The sequence below is a fragment of the Kitasatospora sp. NPDC047058 genome (assembly GCF_040643935.1).
GTDB lineage: Bacteria > Actinomycetota > Actinomycetes > Streptomycetales > Streptomycetaceae > Kitasatospora.
This window is the reverse complement of record NZ_JBEYVJ010000056.1, coordinates 14,501-33,889: the sequence shown is the minus strand read 5'-3', so window position 1 is coordinate 33,889 and position 19,389 is coordinate 14,501. Positions and strand designations below refer to the sequence as shown.

Here is a 19,389-nt window from a genome sequence, read left to right as displayed (position 1 = left end):
GGCGAACACCAGCACGTGCACCCCCCACTCGTACTCGCAGCCGCACCGCGCGCACGTGCGGTCGATGACGATCTCGCGCTCCCGCATGGTCAGGCAGGCGCTCGGCCAGGCGGCGCATGAAGTAGCCGTACCACTCCTCGCCGTAAGGCAGGTACACGCGCATCGTGTTGCCCTCGCCGGCGAGGCGCAGCTGCTCCTCGGGGCGGATGCCGTAGAGCATCTGGTACTCGAAGGAGTCCCGCTTGCGGCCGTTCCACTCGGCCAGCTGGCCGGCGATCTTGATCATGTTGGGGTCGTGCGAGGCGATCATCGGGTAACCCTCGCCCGCCATCAGCACCTTCAGGGCGCGGACGTACGCGAGGTCGACCTCGCGCTTGCCCTGGAAGGCCACCGACTCGGGCTCCTTGTAGGCGCCCTTGCACAGGCGCACCCGGGAGCCGGCGCCGGCGAACTCGCGGCAGTCGGCCTCGGTGCGGCGCAGGTAGGCCTGGAGGACGACGCCCAGCCAGGGGAAGTCCGCCCGCAGCTCGCGCGCGATGGCGAGGGTGGAGTCGGTGGTGGTGTGGTCCTCCATGTCGAGGGTCACCGTGGTGCCGGCGTCGGCGGCGGCCTCGCAGATGCGGCGGGCGTTCTCCAGGGCGATCTTCTCGCCGTCCACCGGGAGGAACTGGCCGACGGCCGACAGCTTCACCGAGACCTCGGCGCCGGCCGCGAGGCCGGTGTCCTTGAGGGCGGCCAGCAGGTGCTCGTAGGCCTCGGCGGTGCCGGCGGCCTGGGCGGCGTCCTGGGTGTCCTCGCCGAGGTGGTCCAGGGTGACCTTGCGGCCGGTGGCGACGAGGTCGTCGCAGGCGGTGACCGCGTCGTCGAGCTTCTCGCCGGCGACGAAGCGCTCGACTATGGCGTGGGTCGGCGGGAACTTCTCGACCACGGTGCGGACCTGCGGGGAGCGGGAGGCCGCGAGGAGGGCGGAACGGAGCATCGTGACTCCTGGAGCTGGTGCTTCTAAGGGTGGCAGAAAGTGGCAGAACGACGGGCGGCGGACCGGAGGGGTGGGCAGTCCGCCGCCCGTGGGGGACGCCCGGCTGCGGGACCGGGCGTCAGGGACCACGAGGTCCGGGGGCACTCAGCCCATGTGCGGGTAGCGGTAGTCGGTCGGCGGGACGAAGGTCTCCTTGACCGAACGGGTGGAGGTCCAGCGCGCCAGGTTCTGCTTGGCGCCGGCCTTGTCGTTGGTGCCGGAGGCCCGGCCGCCGCCGAACGGCTGCTGGCCGACGACCGCGCCGGTCGGCTTGTCGTTGATGTAGAAGTTGCCGGCCGCGAAGCGCAGCTTGTGCATGGCGTCCTGGGCGGCGGCGCGGTCCTGGGAGATGATCGAGCCGGTCAGGCCGTAGGCCGACACCGACTCCATCTGCGCCAGCATCTCCTCGTACTTCTCGTCCTCGTAGACGTACACCGCGAGGACGGGGCCGAAGTACTCGTCCCGGAAGTACTCGCTCGCCGGGTCCTGGCAGACCAGCACGGTCGGGCGGACGAAGTAGCCCACCGAGTCGTCGTAGGTGCCGCCGGCCAGCACCTCGACCTGCGGGTCGGCCTGGGCCCGGTCGATGGCGGCCTTGTTCTTGGCGAAGGCGCGGTCGTCGATGACGGCCGACATGAAGTTGGACAGGTCGGTGACGTCGCCCATGGTGAGGCTCTCGACCTCGTCGCGGAACGCGTCCTTGAGGCCGGCCCAGAGCGAGGCGGGGACGTACGCGCGGGAGAGCGCCGAGCACTTCTGGCCCTGGAACTCGAAGGCGCCGCGGGTCATCGCGGTCTTCAGCACGGCCGGGTCGGCGGACGGGTGGGCGACCAGGAAGTCCTTGCCGCCGGTCTCGCCGACGATCCGCGGGTAGGTGCGGTAGCCGGCGATGTTGGTGCCGACCTCGCGCCACAGGTGCTGGAAGGTGGCGGTGGAGCCGGTGAAGTGGATGCCGGCCAGCGCCGGGTGCTTCAGCGCGACGGCGGAGACGTCCAGGCCGTCACCGGTGACCATGTTGATGACGCCCTTGGGCAGCCCGGCCTCCTCCAGCAGCTGCATCAGCAGGTGCGCGGAGTACTGCTGGGTGGGGGACGGCTTCCACAGCACCACGTTGCCCATCAGCGCCGGCGCGGTCGGCAGGTTGCCGGCGATGGCGGTGAAGTTGAACGGGGTGATCGCGTAGACGAAGCCCTCCAGCGGGCGGTGGTCGCTGCGGTTCCACACGCCGTCCGAGGAGATCGGCTGCTCGGCCATGATCTGGCGGGCGAAGTGCACGTTGAAGCGCAGGAAGTCGACCAGCTCGCACGGGGTGTCGATCTCGGCCTGCTGGGCGGTCTTGGACTGGCCGAGCATGGTGGCGGCGGCCAGGGTCTCGCGCCAGGGGCCGGCCAGCAGGTCGGCGGCCTTGAGGAAGATCGCGGCGCGGGAGTCGAAGGAGAGCGCCTGCCAGGCCGGGGCAGCGGCCAGGGCAGTGTCGATGGCGTCCTGCGCGTCGGCCTGGGTGGCGTTGCGCAGGGTGCCGAGCCTCGCCGCGTGGTTGTGCGGCTGGACGACGTGGATCTCGGTGCCGCCGCCCATCCGGCGCTCACCGTTGATCGTCATGGTCAGCTGGACCGGCTCCTGGCCGCCCAGCTCCTTCAGCTTGGCCTCCAGGCGGGCCCGTTCCGGGCTGCCGGGGGCGTAGCTGTGGACCGGCTCGTTCACCGGCGCGGGGACCTGGGTCACAGCGTCCATAGAGCGCACGCTCTCCTTCGGTTGATGCGGGGATGCCGACGCGGGTCGCACGTCGGCCACACGACGAACGCTATTCCTGCACCGGGGCCCACTTGATTGGCCTGGCGGCTAAAGTCCCCCGTACGGCGTTGTCCGGCCCGACGAAGGGGTCACGGCACGGTCACGGCAGCGGCCGCCCCGGCGCCGGTCCGGTGACGGCGCCGGCCACCCCGCTCCACGCGAACCCGGCGCGAACCCGGCGGAAGCACTGTCCGCCCGGCTAAAATCAACCACACGGCATTGTCCGAGCGGATGAAGGAGACCCGGATGACCACCCCCGGACTCCCGACCGCCCCCGGACTCCCGGCCACCGGCCTTCCGCCCGCCTCCGGACTCGCAGCCACCCCCGGCCTCCCGCTCCGTCAACTGCTGATGTCCCTCGGCGAACCGCTGGTCGAGCTCCAGGCCGCCCCCCACGGGCTGGACGTCCCGGTGCGCGACGTCGCCATCCTCGACCCCGAGGACCCGCCGGCCGCGGCCGCCGGCGAACTCGTCCTCGCCATCGGCGCCCGCGGCCGGGCCGCCCTCCCCGCCCTGCGCGCCGCCGGCCGCGCCGGTGCGGCGGCCGTCGCGGTCAAGCTGGACGCCCCCGGCCAGGCCGACGCCCTGCGCGAGGCCGCCACCGAGGCCGGCGTCGCGCTGCTCTCGGTCCGCCGGGAGACCCGCTGGGAACACCTGGACTCGCTGGCCCGCGCGATCATCGCGGGCCCGGACACCCCGGACGCGGCCGGCACCCCCGAGCACAACGCGGGCGACCTCTTCTCCCTCGCCCAGACCGTCGCCGTGCTCACCAACGGCATCGTCTCGATCGAGGACACCTCCAGCCGGGTGCTGGCCTACTCCCGCTCCTCCGACTCCGACGAGGTGGACGACCTCCGGCGGCTCTCCATCCTCGGCTGGCAGGGTCCCGAGCCGTACCTCTCCAAGCTCCGCGAGTGGGGCATCTTCCAGCACCTGCGCACCTCGGACGCCCCCATCGCGGTCGAGCCGCATCCCGAACTCGGCCTGCGCCGCCGGCTGGCGATCGGCATCCGGGCCGGCGCCCAGCCGCTCGGCACCATCTGGGTCCAGGAGGGCGCCCAGCCGCTCGCCCCGCTCGCCGAACAGGCCCTGGTCGGCGCGGCCCGGGTGGCGGCGGCCCAACTGGTGCGCCGGCGCCGGGAGCTGTCGGCGGACGTCCGGCTGACCCGGACCCTGCTCACCGGCCTGCTGGAGGGCTCGACCGGCCCGCAGTCCCTCGCCACCCACCTCGGCCTGGACCTGCGCCGCCCGGCCACCGTCCTGGCGTACAGCGCGCGGACCACCGAGGCGCTCACCCGCTCCGAGGTGACCGGCCTGATCTCGGTGCACACCGCCGCCCGGCACCGCGCCGCGCTGCTCGCCCCGATCGAGTCCCGGGTGTACGTGCTGCTGCCCGAACTGCCCGCCGGACTGCCGATGACGACGGTCCGCGACTGGGCCCAGGAGGTCGTCGTGGCGGCCCGGGACCACCTGGGCGTCCCGCTGCGCGCGGCGATCGGCTCCACGGTGGACGGCCTGGCCCAGGTGCCCGACTCCCGGGCCCAGGCGGACCGGATCCTGGACGCGATGGGCCGCGGCGGGGTGGACCTCGAGGTCGCCGCGCTGATCGACGTCCAGGCCGAGGTGCTGGTCAGCGAGATGGTGGCGCTGCTGCAGGAGCGCGGCGGCCTGCGCGACCCGCGGCTGACCGCGCTCACCGCGTACGACCGCCGGCACGGCACCCGGCTCGCCGAGTCGGTGCTGGCCTGGCTGGACGCGCTCGGCGAGGTCCGGGTGGCCGCCGACGCCCTGCACATCCACCCCAACACCCTGCGCTACCGGGTGCGCCGGGCCGAGCAGCTGACCGGCCTCGACCTGGCCCAGCCGCAGCAGCGGCTGCTGGCGATGCTCCAGCTGCGGCTGCCCCCGGACGCGTGAGAGCCCGGACGCCCCCGGACGCCCGGAAGGGGCCCGCTCCGTGGAGCAGGCCCCTTCCGCGTTCCGTCAGCGCGTCAGGCTCACTCGCCGTAGCCCTGGCCGCGCTTGTGCTCCTTCAGCCGGTGCCACGGGCCGGTGATGGCCAGCTGGATGCCCGGGGTCTGGATGTTGGCGAACAGGGTCTTGCCGTCGTCCGAGAAGGTGACGCCGGTGAACTCGCTGAACTCCGGCTTCTCGGCGGTGCCGATGTTCAGCTCGTTGCGGGCGATCGGGTAGGTCAGCCCCTCCTCGGTCGCGCCGAACAGGTGCGAGACGCCCTCGCCGTCCTCGGCGATCACGATGCCGCCGTAGGGCGAGACGGTGATGTTGTCCGGGCCGTCGTAGTTGTCGTGGTCGCCCCAGACGTCGGTGTTGACGCCGAGCAGCACCTTCAGGGTGATGGTGCGGCGGACCGGGCTGTAGAACCAGACCTGGCCGTCGTGCTGGACCGGGCTCTCCGAACGGGCGAAGCTGGAGACGAAGTAGAAGCCGCCGTCACCCCACCACATGCCCTCCAGCTTGCGGGCGCGGGTGACCTCGCCGTCCTTGAACTGCTTGCGGATGGACACCGTCTGGGCGTCGCGGTCCTGGACCTTGACCCAGTCCACGCCGAAGGTGGTGCCGACCTTGGTGGCGCGCGAGAGGTCGTCGACGAACTTGCCCTGCGCGTCGAAGACCTTGAAGGCCTCCAGCACGCCGGCGTCGGCGGCGAGCTTGCGCAGCTGGTAGCGGCCGTGCTTGAAGCCGGCCGGCGGGGTCCAGCGGAACAGCAGGCCGTTGGGGTTCGAGGCGTCCTCGGTCAGGTAGACGTGGCCGCGCTTCGGGTCCACGACGACCGCCTCGTGCGCGAACCGGCCGAAGGCCTTCACCGGCTGCGGGTCACGGTTGTAGTCGTCGTCGAACGGGTCGACCTCGAAGATGTAGCCGTGGTCCTTGGTGAAGCCGTTCTTGCCGGCCTTGTCCTCGGTCTCCTCGCCGGACAACCAGGTGCCCCACGGGGACACGCCGCCCGCGCAGTTGGTGGCGGTGCCGGCGATGCCGACCCACTGCTCGACCTTGCCGTCGGCCTTGGCGTGCACGATGGTGCAGCCGCCGGCCGCGCCCGGGTCGTAGACGTGACCCTCGGTCAGCGGGACCGGGTTGGGCCAGTTGGCGCGCGCGCCGCTCAGCTCGTGGTTGACGACCAGCAGGTTGCCGCCGTGCTCGTCCTCGAAGGCGGAGGTGCCGTCGTGGTTGCTCGGGGTGAACTCGCCGGTGCGCAGCTTCGTCTGGCCGGCCCGGTTGAGCACGGTGTACCGGAAGCCCTTGGGCAGCGAGAGCAGGTTCGCCTGGTCCTTGACCAGCGGGCCGTAGCCGACGGCGGCACGCTCGGCGTCCGCGGTGGCGGCGGCCTGCACCTCGCCGCCGACCGGGGCCGCGATCGCGCCCGGCGCGCTGGCCAGGGCCTCGGCGCTGCCGGCGATCAGCACGCCGGCCCCGACGAGGGTGGAACGGTTGACGAAGTCCCGGCGGGACAGCGACATGTCAGTCACTCCTGAGAGGTGGGGCGCCGACCGGGGCGGGCCCGGTGCGCGGCGTGCGGGGTGTCGAGGCAGGTCGTCGACGCCCAGCAGACTCCGCCGGTGCGGTGAACACCCGGTGAATCGGACGCCTCGTCAGAGTGGTCTTTTGCCGACCTTATTCGAATCCATGACCCGTTCTTTGCCGTGAGCACCACAGGTCACAGCCCCGCAGCCCCGTCCGGGGCCCCCGGTCACCGCCCCGTCCGGGCCCCGCTCACCGCCCCGTGCGGGCCGTCCGCCACTGCTCCCAGGCCGAGAGCCAGAGCTGCTCCCCCAGCCGCTGCCCGTCCTGGCCGCCGCCCTCGGCGCAGGGCCGGTCCCGCCACAGCTGCGCCCAGGCGCGCTGCGCCGGCAGGCTCGCCACCTCGCTGGCGAACACCGTGTGGCGGATCACCTCCTCGACCGCGGCCTCCCCCTCCGGCGTGCCGACCACCCACTGGGTGCGCCGGGAGAGCCGGTTGAGGTGGTTGACCATCGCGGTCACCGCCGCGACCGCCTCCTCCCGGCTCTCCGAGGCGAGCCGCATCTGCTGGCGCACCGCGGCCTCCCAGCGCAGCGAGCCGGTCTCGCCGCGCAGCCCGCGCGGCAGCCGGGGCGTCCGCCCGGCCCGCACCTGCGCCTCGATCGCGGCGGACTCGGCGATGCTGTGCTCGATCACCGCCCGGTGCGCCTCCAGCCCGGTGACCGGGGGGAGTTCGCGCTCCTCCACCGGCACGTACCGGCTGCGCCGGGAGGCGAGCGAGCGCATCAGCGCGGTGCGGCCGCGCAGGTACCGCTCCACGTCGTCGACCGGCGCCAGTTCCAGGCCGCCCGGCGGCACCCCGCGCCCGCAGACGGTGACGGTCAGCCCGCCGACCCGGAACCGGCCGGCCCAGACCGGCCCGGCCCCGGGCCGGGGACAGTCGCCGGGAACGGCGTCCGGGCACGTCCAGAGCTCGCGCCGGTCCTCGTGCACCTCCACCGCCCGCGGCTCGCCGTCCACGGTGATCCACTCGCGCAGCGCCCGGACCCGCCCGGGGCAGTCGTCGCCCTCGTCCACGCCGAGCTGCTCGTACACCCGGTCGCGCTCGTCCTCGACCAGGTCCTCCAGTTCGGGCAGCGCGCCGGACCGTTCGGCGCCGGGCCGGTGGGTGCGCACGGTGACGTACGGGCCGTCGGCGGCGGTGCGGTCGCCGGACCGGACCTCGACCCAGGAGAGCACGCCGTCCGAGGTCTCGAAGGCGGCCAGCGCGTCGCCCTCCGGGTCCACCCCGGCCGCCACGCCGTACACCGGAAAGTCCGCCGCGGCGAGGGTGCGGCGGGCGAACTCCTCCTGGTCGGCGAAGCGGTCCTCCCGCCCGCGCGGGTCCACCCGCCTCGGCCCGTCGCCCCGGAGACCGTCCTGCCTGCCACCGTTCTCCCACGCCATCCCGCGCCGCACCCCCGCTTCCTCGCCGCTCCCGCGCGCCTGCGGGACACGATACGTGGCCCGACCTGCCGGGTCATCAGCTCCGTTGCCCGAGCGGGCGGATCCGCCCGCACCACGCCGTGTCAGGTCCGGGGTTTGTCAGTCCGGCTTCCTACGCTGTCGGGCATGACAGCAGCCAAGGACTTCCCTGCCCGGATCAGCATCGTCACCCTCGGGGTGGCCGACCTCGACGCCAGCGCCCGCTTCTACGAGGCGCTGGGGTGGCGCCGCTCGTCGGCCTCCAGCCCGGAGATCGTCTGGTTCCGGACGGCCGACTCGGTGCTCGGCCTCTTCCCCTACGACGAGCTGGCCGCCGACGCGGGCGTGCCCGCCACCGGCGAGCCCTCGTTCCGGGGCGTCACCCTCGCGGTGAACCTCGAATCGCCCGAGCGGGTGGACGCCGCCCTGGAGACGGCCGTCGCCGCCGGTGCCACGGTGGTCAAGCCCCCGGTCACGACCGGCTGGGGCGGCTACTCCGGCTACTTCGAGGACCTCGACGGCCACCTCTGGGAGCTGGCCCACAACCCCTTCTTCCCCTTCACCGAGGACGGCTCGCTGGACCTGCCGTGAGCACCGGGGGTGTCACCACCGGTGTCACCGCAGGTGCCGCTGCAGGTGCCGCTGCGGGTGCCGCTGCGGGTGTCACTGCCCCTTCGACCGGGCCTTGAACGCCGCCTTGCGTGCCTCCTTGGCCACCGTCCGGTCCAGGTGCAGCTCGCCGACCGCCTCCAGCACGTCCGCCGTGTAGGGGTGGTCGACCCGCCAGAGCTCGCCGAAGTAGCTCGCCGGGTTGTCGGTCACCGGCAGGTCGGCGATCAGTTCGCGCAGCAGCTCGGCGTCGCCGCCGGTGTCGAGCAGCTGGGCGGCGAAGGTGTCGACCACCGTCCAGAGCGCCATCGACCGCTCCGGCGCGGGCACGTCGGTGGCGCCCAGCCCGGCCAGCCAGGCCCGCGCGCCCCCGCCCAGCTCCGGGTCGTCCAGCACCTCCCGGACGGCGGGCTCGGCCGGCGCCCCCAGCATGGTCAGCGCCAGCTGGCAGAGCATCCGGCGCATCGGCGCGTACGCGTCGCTGCCGCGCGACGCGGCGAGCAGCTCGCGCGCGGCCTCCACCGGCTCCCGGCCGGTGATCCAGACCCGCAGCTCCTCGTCGGGCAGCACGTTGGCCGACTCGCACACCGAGCGCAGCAGCTCGGCCGCGTCGCCCTGGGCCAGCTCGCCGACCAGCGGCGCGTCGTAGCCGTCCTCCAGCAGCCACTGCCGGATGCCGTACTGGCCGAGCGGGGTCAGCCGGACCAGGCCGAAGCGGGCCGACTCCTCCTCGTCCAGCGGCTCCTCGCCGATGGCGGGGGCGGCCGGCCCGTCGCCCTCCCCGCCCTCCTCCTCGTCGAACAGCTCCGGGTCGATCGGGCGGTAGTCCAGCAGGCCCAGCTCGGCGAGGTCGCCCAGCATCGGGTCCAGTGCCACCATCACGTCGGTGATGTCGCCGAGCAGCTCCTCGCTCGGCTCCTCGCCCTCCGGGACGACCAGCAGCGCGGCCAGCACGCCGAGCGGCACGGTCTCGGTGCCGGGCTCGGCGAAGGCGGTCGTCTCGTACAGCACCTGGAGGGCCTCGTCGAGCAGCTCGGCGGCCTCGTCACGGGCCTCCTCGACCTGCGCGAGCCGCTCCTCGTCCTCCTCGCCCGCCGCGACCGACGGTTCCCCGCCCTCCTCTTCCTCCTCCGGCAGCGAGTCCGCCTCCACCGCCAGCTCCCGGACGATCCCGGCGGCGGTCAGCCAGAGCTCCAGGACGGTCTCCGGGTCCCCCTCCTCGGCCGGCTCCAGGTCCGGGCCGGGGACGGCCACGTGCTCGCCGGCGGCGGTGGTGCCGATCTCGATCAGGTCCAGGTCGCACGCCAGCGACCAGGCCCGCATCGCCTCGACCACGGCCTCCTCGGGCGCGTCGCCCTGCTCCGGGGCGAGGCCGAGCAGCCGGGCGGCGGGCGCCCGGTCCGGGCCGGTCAGGTCCCCGAACTCGTCCACCGGCCGGTGCGGGGCCGTCCAGCGGGCCAGCTTCAGCGCATACCCGAACATCGGCACGGCCTTCGCCTGCGCGGCCAGCTCGTCCTCGGCCGGCAGCTTCACCGGCGGCACCAGCACGGCGGCGTCGTCCAGGTCCTCGTCGTCCAGCCCGTGCGCGGCGAACGCCCCGTAGAGGTCCTGCAGCTCCAGGTCGGCCGGGAGCACCGCGCCCTCACCCGGCGTGCCCGTCGCCGCGGCCCCAGCGTTCTTCCGACGTCGTCCGGCCATCGTTGCGCGTTCTCCCTACAGCCAGCGGTCAGCCGGTCGGCCCCAATGTCAGCCGATCAGCTCCGCGTACCGGTCTCCTACCTCAGCGTATAGGGCGGGCACGCCCGATGCCCGGCCCCCGGGGCGCGCGCCGCGACCGTGCGCCCACCCCTTATCCTTCGGATTGGTGCCGTGCACACCCCGCGCGGGCCACCGGGCAACGACGCCCGATCCTCAGCTCATCCGCTCCACCAGGGAGCCCCGTACCGCGGCCACCACCACAGCGCCTCCGGACGGGCGCGCCGGCACACCCCGCCGACCCGGTGGTGCCCTGCCACAGGAGATCCCTTTCATGGCGGACCTCTCCCCCGCCGGCACCGGCCTGCGCACTGCGCAGCTCGACGGACGCCGACTGTCGGAGGCCCTGCTTCCCCTGGAGCTCGCGCCGCGCGCCCAGCTCCAGCTCGCCGCGATCAGCCGCTGGAACGCCGTCCGCGGCGTGCGCGTCGGCCTGGTCTCGACCGCCCTGCTGTTCATGCTGATCGGTGCCAATCTGGCGACGCCGATCTACCCGCTGATCCAGCAGCGCCTGGCGCTCACCCCGATCGACACCTCGATCCTCTTCACGATCTACATCTTCGCGCTGGTCCCGGTGCTGGCCGTGGTCGGCCACTGGTCCGACCACCTCGGCCGGCGCGCCATGATCCTGCCCGCCGTGGCGCTGGCGGCCGCCGGTGACGTGGTGTTCGCCACCGCCGGCAGCTTCTGGCAGCTCGCCCTCGGCCGGGCCGTCCAGGGCATCGCGGTCGGGTTCTCCACCGGCGCCGCCGGAGCCGCCCTCGGGGACCTGCTGCCGGACCACCCGACGCTGGCCGCCAAGCTCACCCTGGCCTGTTCCGCGGGCGGTGTCGCGCTCGGCCCGGTCGTCGGCGCCCTGCTGTCCGGCGGCTCCGACCCGCTGCTGACGCCGTTCCTGCTGCACGCCATCGCGCTGATGGCGCTCTGCGTGCCGTTGGCCGTGGTCCACCCCCGGATGCCCGGCCGCAACCGCCCGCCGGCCTCGCCGCCGCGGATCACCACCCCGGCCCACCTGCGCCCGCAGCGCCTGGCGCTGCCGGTGACCGGCCGCCGCGAGTTCCTGCTCGCCTCGGCCGCGGGCTTCATCTCCTACGCGGTGTTCGGCGTCTACCTGAGCCTGGCCCCGGCCTTCAGCGCGAAGCTGCTGCACACCGACTCGCACCTGATCGGTGCGGTGGTGGCGGCGCTGCTGCTCGGCTCCTCCGCCGTCGCCCAGCTGCTCGTCCCGCCCACCTCGGACCGCCTGGTCATCGCCCTCGGCATGACCGGCCTCGCCTCCGGGCTGGGCCTGGTGGTCGCCGCCCAGTACACCGGCACCCCCGCGCTGCTCTTCATCGGCAGCGTCCTCGGCGGCGCCTGCCAGGGCGTGGCCTTCCGCTCCCTGTTCACCACCGCCGTCGCCGCCATGAACCCCGAGCGCCGGGGCTCCGAGCTCAGCTCCCTGTGGATCATCGTCTACCTCGGCAGCTCGCTCCCGATCGTCGGCGTCGGCGCCCTCGTCCAGCACTACGGCCTGCTCCCGGCCGTCAGCGGCTTCGCGAGCCTCGCCGCCCTGCTCTGCGCGGGCCTGGCCCTCGCCGTGGCCAAGCGCCCCAAGCAGGCCTGACCCACGCGAACGCCGCCGCCCGGGACGACACCACGTCCCGGGCGGCGGCGTGTTCGGCCCCGGTCTACGCGGACCAGGGCTTCCAGGCATCCGTCCCGACCTCGACACCGAAGGGCTCGGGCAACCGGACGGACTCGCCGAACTTCCACTCGCCAAGGACCTCGTACGTCCCGTCGGCCTTGTCCGGCTCGCCGAACAGGGTGATCCCCGGCTGCCGCGGATCGCGATCGACCAGCAGGTAGTGCGGAACCCCAGTCCGCGCGTACCCGCTCCACTTGGCGGGTTTCACCTGTCGGCCGAACATGGGCCGCCGGTCGTGGCGCGCATTGGACGACGAGGTGACCTCGACCACCAGCCCGAGGTCGTGCGGGTAGAGATGGAGTGGATCCTCCGCCCGCTTCTCGGCATCGACGTCCCTGTGCAGAACCACCATGTCGGGGATGTAGCCGTCACCGATCTCGACCAGATCCAGGTTGATGGTCTGCACGGCCCGCCACGGGAAGGCGGCATCGAGAAACCAAGCCCGCTCAAAGCCTCGCTGAACGTCGGAGAGGATCCCTCCATGGGCATAAACCGGCGCCGGTGACACGACGATCTCCCCTCCGATCACCTCAACCCGCGTGCCGTCGTCCGGGAGCCGGAGGTATTCGTCCAGTTCTCCGCGGACCCACATGGCGTACGGCGAGTCAGGCAGAAGCAACTGCGCGAACGCAACCACCGACATGACTTCGCTCCCTCCGAGGTCGCGGCACCAGCCTGGCCGCCTGGTCGCAGATATACCACTGCCGCGCAGACCTTTCCCTCGAAAGGGAGGTTTGCGCGGCAGCGGGTTGACGAAGACCCGACCGTCAGACGTTGAAGCCGAGTGCGCGGAGCTGCTCGCGGCCGTCGTCGGTGATCTTGTCCGGGCCCCACGGCGGCATCCAGACCCAGTTGATGCGCAGGTCCTGCACCAGGCCGTCGGTCGCGGTCTTGGCCTGGTCCTCGATGACGTCGGTCAGCGGGCAGGCCGCCGAGGTGAGCGTCATGTCGATGGTGGCCACGTCGGACTCGTCGATGTGGATCCCGTAGATCAGGCCCAGGTTGACGACGTCGATGCCCAGCTCCGGGTCGACCACGTCCATCAGGGCCTCGGTGAGGTCCTCGACGGAGACGGTGCCGGCGGTGGTGCCGACGATGCCCAGGGGGGCCTCCTCCGCAGCGGGGGAGGCGGTGGCGTCGGTGTCACTCATGGTTCTGTCCTCCTCTGCGTCAGTTGTTCGTGCCGTCGACGGCGGGGTGCTCGGCGAGCGCCTTGGCGGTGGCGTCCTTCCAGGCCATCCAGCTCAGCAGCGCGCACTTGACCCGGGCCGGGTACTTGGAGACGCCGGCGAACGCGACCGCGTCCTCCAGCACCTCCTCGTCGCCCTCGCCCTGGCCCTTGCTCTGCATGAGCTCCAGGAACGCCTCCTGGACGGCCTGCGCCTCGCCGACGGTCTTGCCGACCACCAGGTCGTTCAGCACCGAGGCGCTGGCCTGGCTGATCGAACAGCCCTGCGACTCGTACGAGACGTCGGCGACCGTGGCACCGTCGAGCTTCACCCGCAGCGTGATCTCGTCCCCGCAGGTGGGGTTGACGTGGTGCACCTCGGCGTCGCCGTCCCGCAGCCCCTTGCCGTGCGGGTTGCGGTAGTGGTCCAGGATGATGTCCTGGTACATCGAGTCGAGCTTCATGATCGTCGAGCCCCGTCCCGTCAGCCGAAGAAGTTCCGGACGTGGTGCAGGCCGTCGATCAGGGCGTCGACCTCGCCCGGCGTCGAGTACAGATAGAACGACGCCCGCGTGGTCGCCGGAATTCCGTACCGCAGGCAGACCGGCCGCGCGCAGTGGTGGCCGACGCGCACGGCGATGCCCTGCTCGTCCAGCACCTGGCCCACGTCGTGCGGGTGGATGTCGCCCAGCGTGAACGAGATCGCGGCGCCGCGGTCCACGGCCGTCCGCGGACCGATGATCCGCAGGTCCGGGACCTCCAGCAGCCGCTCGACCGCGTACGCGGTGATGGCGTGCTCGTGCGCGGCGATCTTCTCCATGCCGATGCCCGACAGGTAGTCGATGGCCGCGCCCAGCCCGACCGCCTGCGCGATCGGCGGGGTGCCGGCCTCGAACTTGTGCGGCGCCGGGGCGTAGGTGGACGAGCCCATGGTGACGGTCTCGATCATCTCGCCGCCGCCGAGGAACGGCGGGAGGTCCTCCAGCAGCTCCTGGCGGCCCCAGAGCACGCCGATGCCGGTCGGGGCCAGCATCTTGTGGCCGGTGAAGGCGACGAAGTCGGCCTCCAGCGCCTGCACGTCCAGCACCATGTGCGGCGCGGCCTGCGAGGCGTCGATGACGACCAGCGCGCCGACCGACTGGGCCTTGCGGACGATGGTCTCGACCGGGTTGACCGTGCCGAGCAGGTTGGAGACCAGGGTGAAGGAGACCACCTTGGTCTTCTCGGTGATCAGCTCGTCGATGTTCGACAGGTCGAGCCGGCCCTCGTCGGTCAGCCCGAACCACTTCAGCTTCGCGCCGGTGCGCTGCGAGAGCAGCTGCCACGGGACGATGTTGGAGTGGTGCTCCATCTCCGTGATGACGATCTCGGAGTCGGCGTCCACCCGGTAGGGCTCGTCGGCCCAGCCGAGCATGTTGGCGACCAGGTTGAGCGACTCCGAGGCGTTCTTGGTGAAGATCACCTCGTTGCGGCTCGGCGCGTTGACGAACGCGGCGACCTTGTCCCGGGCGCCCTCGTACAGCGCGGTGGCCTCCTCGGCCAGCACGTGCACGCCGCGGTGGACGTTGGCGTTGTGCCGCTCGTAGTAAGCGTTCAGCGCCTCCAGCACCTGGCGCGGCTTCTGCGAGGTGGCCGCGTTGTCCAGGTAGACCAGCGGCTTCTCGTCGTGCAGCAGCCGCTGCAGGACCGGGAAGTCCTTGCGGATGGCGTCGGTGTCGAGCAGGCCCGGCAGGACCCCCGACGAGTGGGTACGGGTCACTCGGAAGCGCCGCCCTTCACGTAGGACTCGTAGCCCTCTTCCTCCAGCTTGTCGGCCAGCTCGGCACCGCCGGACTCGACGATGCGGCCGCCCGCGAAGACGTGGACGTGGTCGGGCTTGATGTACCGCAGGATGCGGGTGTAGTGGGTCACCAGCAGGGTGCCGACCTCGCCGGTCGAGCGGACCCGGTTGATGCCCTCGGAGACGATGCGCAGCGCGTCGACGTCCAGGCCGGAGTCGGTCTCGTCGAGGATCGCGATCTTCGGCTTGAGCAGCTCCAGCTGGAGGATCTCGTGGCGCTTCTTCTCACCGCCGGAGAAGCCCTCGTTGACGTTGCGCTCGGCGAAGGCCGGGTCCATCTGGAGGGCGGCCATCGCCTCCTTGACCTCCTTCACCCAGGTGCGCAGCTTGGGGGCCTCGCCGCGGACCGCGGTGGCGGCGGTGCGCAGGAAGTTGGAGACCGAGACGCCGGGGACCTCGACCGGGTACTGCATCGCGAGGAAGACGCCGGCCCGGGCGCGCTCGTCGACCGACATCTCCAGCACGTCCTCGCCGTCCAGCAGCACGGAGCCGCCGGTGACGGTGTACTTGGGGTGGCCGGCCAGCGAGTAGGCCAGGGTGGACTTGCCGGAGCCGTTCGGACCCATGATGGCGTGGGTCTCGCCCTGCTTCACGGTCAGGTCGACGCCCTTCAGGATCTCGCGCGGGCCGTTCTCGGCCTCGACGGAGACGTGCAGGTCGCGGATTTCAAGGGTTGCCATGTGTACTCAGGACTCCTGGTTGACGGAGACGAGCACATCGTCCCCTTCGATCTTTACGGGGTAGACAGCGACCGGCTTGGTGGCGGGCAGGCCGGAGGGCTTGCCGGTGCGCAGGTCGAAGCTGGAGCCGTGCAGCCAGCACTCGATCATGCAGTCCTCGACCTCACCCTCGGAGAGCGAGACGTTCGCGTGCGAGCAGGTGTCGTTGATCGCGAACACCCCCTCGTCGGTGCGGACGACGGAGACCGGCACGCCGTTGAGGTCGACGCGCTTGGGCACGTCCTCGGCCAGCTCGCTGAGCGCGCAGGCGCGGAGATAGCTCATCGGACTCAGACCGCCGCTTCCAGCTCGGCCTCGATCTTCTCCATCAGGTGGTCCTGGATCTCGGCGACGCCGATCTGCTGGACCAGCTCGGCGAAGAAGCCGCGCACCACCAGGCGGCGGGCCTCGTCGGCCGGGATGCCGCGGGCCTGCAGGTAGAAGAGCTGCTCGTCGTCGAAGCGGCCGGTCGCGGAGGCGTGGCCGGCGCCGACGATCTCGCCGGTCTCGATCTCCAGGTTGGGGATCGAGTCGACCCGGGCGCCGTCGGTGAGCACCAGGTTGCGGTTGTGCTCGTACGTGTCGGTGCCCTCGGCGGCGGCGCGGATCAGCACGTCGCCGACCCAGACCGCGTGGGCGTCCTGGCCCTGCAGCGCGCCCTTGTAGACCACGTTGGAGCGGCAGTGCGGGGTGTCGTGGTCGATGACCAGACGGTGCTCCAGGTGCTGGCCGGCGTCGGCGAAGTAGAGGCCGAACAGCTCCGCCTCGCCGCCGGGGGCGGCGTAGCTGACCCGCGGGTGGATGCGGACCAGGTCGCCGCCGAAGGTGACGACCACGGACTTGAGCGAGGCGTCCCGGCCGACCAGGGCGGTCTGCTGGGCGGCGTGCACCGCGTCGCGCTCCCAGTCCTGGACCGAGACGAAGGTGAGCTTGGCGCCGTCGCCGAGCAGCAGCTCGACGTTGGCGGCGCGGGTGCCGGTGCCGGTGTGGTTCAGCACCACGACGGCCTCGGCGAACGGCTTGACGTCGATCACCACGTGGGCGAAGCGGGTGCCGCCCTCGCCGTGCACGTCGATCCTGACCGGCTCGGTGAGCACCGTCTCCTTGGGGACGGTGACGACCAGCGCCTGCTCGAAGGCGCTGAACGCCTGGGCGGCGACCCGGTCGACCGGCTTGCCGGCCTTGCCCAGGCGGGTGTCGTCGCGGCCGACGGTCTCGGCGGTGACGCCGTCCGGCAGGCTCAGCTCGACCTTGTCCTCGCCCTTGTCCGCACCGGCGGCGCTGCCGTCGTGCAGACCGCCGAGGCGGTGCAGCGGGGTGAACCGCCAGTCCTCCTCGCGGCCGGTGGGCACCGGGAAGTCCGCGACGTCGTAGGAGGGCTCGACCGCGACGCGGGCGTCGATCGGCTGCTGGACGGTGGCGCGGCCGGTGCCGGGGCCGGCGAGCTGCGCGCCCGCCCCGGCGGTGCCGACCTCGATCGAACCGGCGGTGGTGGAGCCGGTGGGGGTGTTGACGTCAGCCATGGCTGTCGTGGTGCTCTCTTCCTAAGAATGCGGACGTGGGACTGCGTGCGGCTTCCCGTCAGCCGACGGAGCCCTCCATCTGCAGCTCGATCAGCCGGTTCAGCTCCAGCGCGTACTCCATCGGCAGCTCGCGGGCGATCGGCTCGACGAAGCCACGGACGATCATCGCCATCGCCTCGAACTCGGTCATGCCCCGGCTCATCAGGTAGAAGAGCTGGTCCTCACTGACCTTGGAGACGGTCGCCTCGTGGCCCATGGACACGTCGTCCTCGCGGACGTCCACGTAGGGGTAGGTGTCCGAGCGGGAGATGGTGTCGACCAGCAGGGCGTCGCAGAGCACGTTGGACTTGGCGCCCTTGGAGCCCTCGCCGATCTCGATCAGACCGCGGTAGGAGGTGCGGCCGCCGCCCCGCGCCACCGACTTGGAGACGATGTTGGAGGAGGTGTTCGGCGCCATGTGGACCATCTTGGCGCCGGCGTCCTGGTGCTGGCCCTCACCGGCGAAGGCGATCGACAGGGTCTCGCCCTTGGCGTGCTCGCCCATCAGGTAGACGGCCGGGTACTTCATGGTGACCTTGGACCCGATGTTGCCGTCGATCCACTCCATGGTCGCGCCCTCGTACGCCACGGCGCGCTTGGTGACCAGGTTGTAGACGTTGTTCGACCAGTTCTGGATGGTCGTGTAGCGGCAGCGGCCGCCCTTCTTGACGATGATCTCCACGACCGCGGAGTGCAGCGAGTCCGAGGAGTAGATCGGCGCGGTGCAGCCCTCGACGTAGTGGACGTAGGCGTCCTCGTCGACGATGATCAGCGTCCGCTCGAACTGGCCCATGTTCTCGGTGTTGATCCGGAAGTAGGCCTGGAGCGGGATGTCGACGTGGACACCCTTCGGCACGTAGATGAAGGAGCCGCCGGACCAGACCGCCGTGTTCAGCGCGGCGAACTTGTTGTCGCCGGCCGGGATGACGGTGCCGAAGTACTCCTTGAAGATCTCCGGGTGCTCGCGCAGCGCGGTGTCGGTGTCCAGGAAGATGACGCCCTGCTGCTCCAGGTCCTCGCGGATCTGGTGGTAGACGACCTCGGACTCGTACTGCGCGGCGACACCGGCGACCAGGCGCTGCTTCTCCGCCTCCGGGATGCCCAGCTTGTCGTAGGTGGCCTTGATGTCCGCGGGCAGGTCCTCCCAGGACTCGGCCTGCTTCTCGGTCGAGCGGACGAAGTACTTGATGTTGTCGAAGTCGATGCCGGAGAGGTCGGAGCCCCAGGTCGGCATGGGCTTCTTCCCGAAGAGCTTCAGGCCCTTGAGACGCAGGTTCAGCATCCACTCGGACTCGTTCTTCTTCGCGGAGATGTCGCGCACGACCTCCTCGCTGAGCCCGCGCTTGGCAACGGCACCGGCGGCGTCCGGGTCCGCCCAGCCGTACTCGTAGGTGCCCAGGCCTTCGAGCTCCGGGTGCGAAACGGTGTCAGTCATGCGAGCTTCCTAACGCGCGGACGCTGAGTCTTCGGTGGACGTACCGGCAGTCGGCACTGCACCGGAACCCTGGCCTGCGGCACGCAGGGCGGGCGACGATGCGGCACCGGGTGCCGGCACATAGGTGGTGCAGACCCCGTCGCCGTGGGCGATGGTGGCCAGCCGTTGCACATGGGTGCCCAGCAGTTGGGAGAAGACCTCGGTCTCCGCCTCGCAGAGCTGCGGGAACTGCTCGGCGATGTGCGCGACCGGGCAGTGGTGCTGGCAAAGCTGGGCGCCCGCCGGGGCTTTCGCCGCGGCCGACGGAACCCGCCGCACGGTGGCAGCGTACCCGTCCGCGCTCAGCGCCTGGGCGAGCGCTTCGGTGCGCTCACCGGCCTCGGCCTGGCGCAGGGCCGCGAGGTAACGCTCGCCCTGCTTGCCGAACCGGGCCCGGGCGAAGGCGGCGACCGCCTCCTCGCCCGCCTTGCCGCCACCCACCGAGTCGGAGATCCAGCGCAGCGCGTCGGCCGCGAGCTGGTCGTACGCCTGGTAGAAGGCGTCCCGGCCGGCGTCGGTGAGGGCGAAGACCTTGGCCGGACGGCCCCGGCCGCGGCTGCCGTACACCCGCTGTTCACGGGCGTCGACCAGACCGGCGGCGGCGAGTCCGTCCAGGTGACGGCGGACGGCCGCGGTGGTCAGACCGAGGCGGTTCGCCAGGTCGGCGGCGGAGGAGGGGCCGTGGTCCAGGATCGACCGGGCGACCCGGTCGCGCGTGGCGCGATGGCCCTCCAGCAGCACCTCTGCCGCCGTCGCGGGCACGGCGCAGCCGGGGGCCGACTCGGCCTCCTGCTGCGTGGCGTGCTCGCGCATGTTTTT

At 72.0% G+C, this 19,389-nt stretch carries 17 protein-coding genes; 3 read left to right on the top strand and 14 right to left on the bottom strand.

Features of this window, described 5'->3' with window-relative positions:
• Together ABZ885_RS11845 and pruA are read right to left on the bottom strand one after the other, a co-directional pair.
• The coding region (locus ABZ885_RS11845; RefSeq protein WP_360186674.1) for a proline dehydrogenase family protein at positions 1-979 on the bottom strand (979 nt) is incomplete at its 3' end.
• Positions 980-1,123: 144 nt separating this feature from the next.
• Entirely contained in the window at positions 1,124-2,752 is a 1,629-nt protein-coding gene (pruA, locus tag ABZ885_RS11840; RefSeq protein ID WP_360186672.1) for an L-glutamate gamma-semialdehyde dehydrogenase, read from the bottom strand.
• 306 nt (positions 2,753-3,058) lie between these two features.
• Here pruA and ABZ885_RS11835 point away from each other — a divergent pair, with 306 nt between their 5' ends.
• The gene (locus ABZ885_RS11835; RefSeq protein WP_360186670.1) at positions 3,059-4,729 is read left to right on the top strand and encodes a helix-turn-helix domain-containing protein; all 1,671 of its coding nucleotides are present in this window, start codon (positions 3,059-3,061) and stop codon (positions 4,727-4,729) included.
• An 80-nt stretch (positions 4,730-4,809) separates the two neighbouring features.
• On the opposite strand, the gene ABZ885_RS11830 is transcribed toward ABZ885_RS11835, so the two are convergent.
• Both ABZ885_RS11830 and ABZ885_RS11825 read right to left on the bottom strand, forming a co-directional pair.
• Positions 4,810-6,291: an alkaline phosphatase PhoX gene (locus ABZ885_RS11830; protein ID WP_360186668.1), complete on the bottom strand. Its 1,482-nt coding sequence runs from the start codon at positions 6,289-6,291 to the stop codon at positions 4,810-4,812.
• 253 nt (positions 6,292-6,544) lie between these two features.
• The gene (locus ABZ885_RS11825; protein ID WP_360186666.1) at positions 6,545-7,738 is read right to left on the bottom strand and encodes a hypothetical protein; all 1,194 of its coding nucleotides are present in this window, start codon (positions 7,736-7,738) and stop codon (positions 6,545-6,547) included.
• Between the two features lie 165 nt (positions 7,739-7,903).
• On the opposite strand from ABZ885_RS11825, the gene ABZ885_RS11820 reads away from it, so the two are divergent.
• Positions 7,904-8,347 carry a VOC family protein gene (locus tag ABZ885_RS11820; RefSeq protein WP_360186664.1) on the top strand — a complete coding sequence of 148 codons (444 nt, stop codon included), beginning with the start codon at positions 7,904-7,906 and terminating at the stop codon, positions 8,345-8,347.
• A gap of 72 nt (positions 8,348-8,419) precedes the next feature.
• Here the strand turns inward: ABZ885_RS11820 and ABZ885_RS11815 are convergent, their stop codons facing one another.
• Positions 8,420-10,063: a hypothetical protein gene (locus ABZ885_RS11815; RefSeq protein ID WP_360186662.1), complete on the bottom strand. Its 1,644-nt coding sequence runs from the start codon at positions 10,061-10,063 to the stop codon at positions 8,420-8,422.
• 331 nt (positions 10,064-10,394) lie between these two features.
• Here ABZ885_RS11815 and ABZ885_RS11810 point away from each other — a divergent pair, with 331 nt between their 5' ends.
• Complete coding sequence (locus tag ABZ885_RS11810) at positions 10,395-11,726, top strand: MFS transporter (protein WP_360186660.1); 1,332 nt, start codon at positions 10,395-10,397, stop codon at positions 11,724-11,726.
• A 64-nt stretch (positions 11,727-11,790) separates the two neighbouring features.
• On the opposite strand, the gene ABZ885_RS11805 is transcribed toward ABZ885_RS11810, so the two are convergent.
• From ABZ885_RS11805 to ABZ885_RS11765, 9 genes are all read right to left on the bottom strand, one after another.
• On the bottom strand, positions 11,791-12,450 hold the full coding sequence (locus ABZ885_RS11805) for a Uma2 family endonuclease (RefSeq protein ID WP_360186658.1): 660 nt from the start codon (positions 12,448-12,450) through the stop codon (positions 11,791-11,793).
• Positions 12,451-12,574: 124 nt separating this feature from the next.
• Positions 12,575-12,958, bottom strand: a complete 384-nt coding sequence (locus ABZ885_RS11800; protein WP_360186656.1) for a metal-sulfur cluster assembly factor — start codon at positions 12,956-12,958, stop codon at positions 12,575-12,577.
• Positions 12,959-12,977: 19 nt separating this feature from the next.
• Positions 12,978-13,439 (bottom strand): Fe-S cluster assembly sulfur transfer protein SufU, encoded by a 462-nt coding sequence (gene sufU / locus ABZ885_RS11795; protein ID WP_360186654.1) that lies wholly within the window; start codon positions 13,437-13,439, stop codon positions 12,978-12,980.
• Positions 13,440-13,459: 20 nt separating this feature from the next.
• Complete coding sequence (locus tag ABZ885_RS11790) at positions 13,460-14,707, bottom strand: cysteine desulfurase (protein ID WP_360186678.1); 1,248 nt, start codon at positions 14,705-14,707, stop codon at positions 13,460-13,462.
• A 23-nt stretch (positions 14,708-14,730) separates the two neighbouring features.
• Positions 14,731-15,495: a Fe-S cluster assembly ATPase SufC gene (sufC, locus tag ABZ885_RS11785; protein WP_360186652.1), complete on the bottom strand. Its 765-nt coding sequence runs from the start codon at positions 15,493-15,495 to the stop codon at positions 14,731-14,733.
• A 6-nt stretch (positions 15,496-15,501) separates the two neighbouring features.
• Positions 15,502-15,819, bottom strand: coding sequence for a bifunctional 3-phenylpropionate/cinnamic acid dioxygenase ferredoxin subunit (locus ABZ885_RS11780; protein WP_360186650.1), 318 nt, complete (start codon positions 15,817-15,819; stop codon positions 15,502-15,504).
• Between the two features lie 5 nt (positions 15,820-15,824).
• Positions 15,825-17,057 carry a Fe-S cluster assembly protein SufD gene (gene sufD / locus ABZ885_RS11775; protein WP_360186648.1) on the bottom strand — a complete coding sequence of 411 codons (1,233 nt, stop codon included), beginning with the start codon at positions 17,055-17,057 and terminating at the stop codon, positions 15,825-15,827.
• Positions 17,058-17,115: 58 nt separating this feature from the next.
• Positions 17,116-18,531, bottom strand: a complete 1,416-nt coding sequence (gene sufB, locus ABZ885_RS11770; protein ID WP_360186646.1) for a Fe-S cluster assembly protein SufB — start codon at positions 18,529-18,531, stop codon at positions 17,116-17,118.
• Positions 18,532-18,540: 9 nt separating this feature from the next.
• Positions 18,541-19,383 carry an HTH domain-containing protein gene (locus ABZ885_RS11765; RefSeq protein WP_360186644.1) on the bottom strand — a complete coding sequence of 281 codons (843 nt, stop codon included), beginning with the start codon at positions 19,381-19,383 and terminating at the stop codon, positions 18,541-18,543.
• Between the last annotated feature and the right edge of the window lie 6 nt (positions 19,384-19,389).

What these genes read in the sequence shown, in the direction of transcription:
- pruA (WP_360186672.1), bottom strand. Translation starts at nt 2,752, where the DNA reads ATGGACGCTGTGACCCAGGTCCCCGCGCCGGTGAACGAGCCGGTCCAC.
- ABZ885_RS11835 (WP_360186670.1), top strand. Translation starts at nt 3,059, where the DNA reads ATGACCACCCCCGGACTCCCGACCGCCCCCGGACTCCCGGCCACCGGC.
- ABZ885_RS11830 (WP_360186668.1), bottom strand. Translation starts at nt 6,291, where the DNA reads ATGTCGCTGTCCCGCCGGGACTTCGTCAACCGTTCCACCCTCGTCGGG.
- ABZ885_RS11825 (WP_360186666.1), bottom strand. Translation starts at nt 7,738, where the DNA reads ATGGCGTGGGAGAACGGTGGCAGGCAGGACGGTCTCCGGGGCGACGGG.
- ABZ885_RS11820 (WP_360186664.1), top strand. Translation starts at nt 7,904, where the DNA reads ATGACAGCAGCCAAGGACTTCCCTGCCCGGATCAGCATCGTCACCCTC.
- ABZ885_RS11815 (WP_360186662.1), bottom strand. Translation starts at nt 10,063, where the DNA reads ATGGCCGGACGACGTCGGAAGAACGCTGGGGCCGCGGCGACGGGCACG.
- ABZ885_RS11810 (WP_360186660.1), top strand. Translation starts at nt 10,395, where the DNA reads ATGGCGGACCTCTCCCCCGCCGGCACCGGCCTGCGCACTGCGCAGCTC.
- ABZ885_RS11805 (WP_360186658.1), bottom strand. Translation starts at nt 12,450, where the DNA reads ATGTCGGTGGTTGCGTTCGCGCAGTTGCTTCTGCCTGACTCGCCGTAC.
- ABZ885_RS11800 (WP_360186656.1), bottom strand. Translation starts at nt 12,958, where the DNA reads ATGAGTGACACCGACGCCACCGCCTCCCCCGCTGCGGAGGAGGCCCCC.
- sufU (WP_360186654.1), bottom strand. Translation starts at nt 13,439, where the DNA reads ATGAAGCTCGACTCGATGTACCAGGACATCATCCTGGACCACTACCGC.
- sufC (WP_360186652.1), bottom strand. Translation starts at nt 15,495, where the DNA reads ATGGCAACCCTTGAAATCCGCGACCTGCACGTCTCCGTCGAGGCCGAG.
- ABZ885_RS11780 (WP_360186650.1), bottom strand. Translation starts at nt 15,819, where the DNA reads ATGAGCTATCTCCGCGCCTGCGCGCTCAGCGAGCTGGCCGAGGACGTG.
- sufD (WP_360186648.1), bottom strand. Translation starts at nt 17,057, where the DNA reads ATGGCTGACGTCAACACCCCCACCGGCTCCACCACCGCCGGTTCGATC.
- sufB (WP_360186646.1), bottom strand. Translation starts at nt 18,531, where the DNA reads ATGACTGACACCGTTTCGCACCCGGAGCTCGAAGGCCTGGGCACCTAC.
- ABZ885_RS11765 (WP_360186644.1), bottom strand. Translation starts at nt 19,383, where the DNA reads ATGCGCGAGCACGCCACGCAGCAGGAGGCCGAGTCGGCCCCCGGCTGC.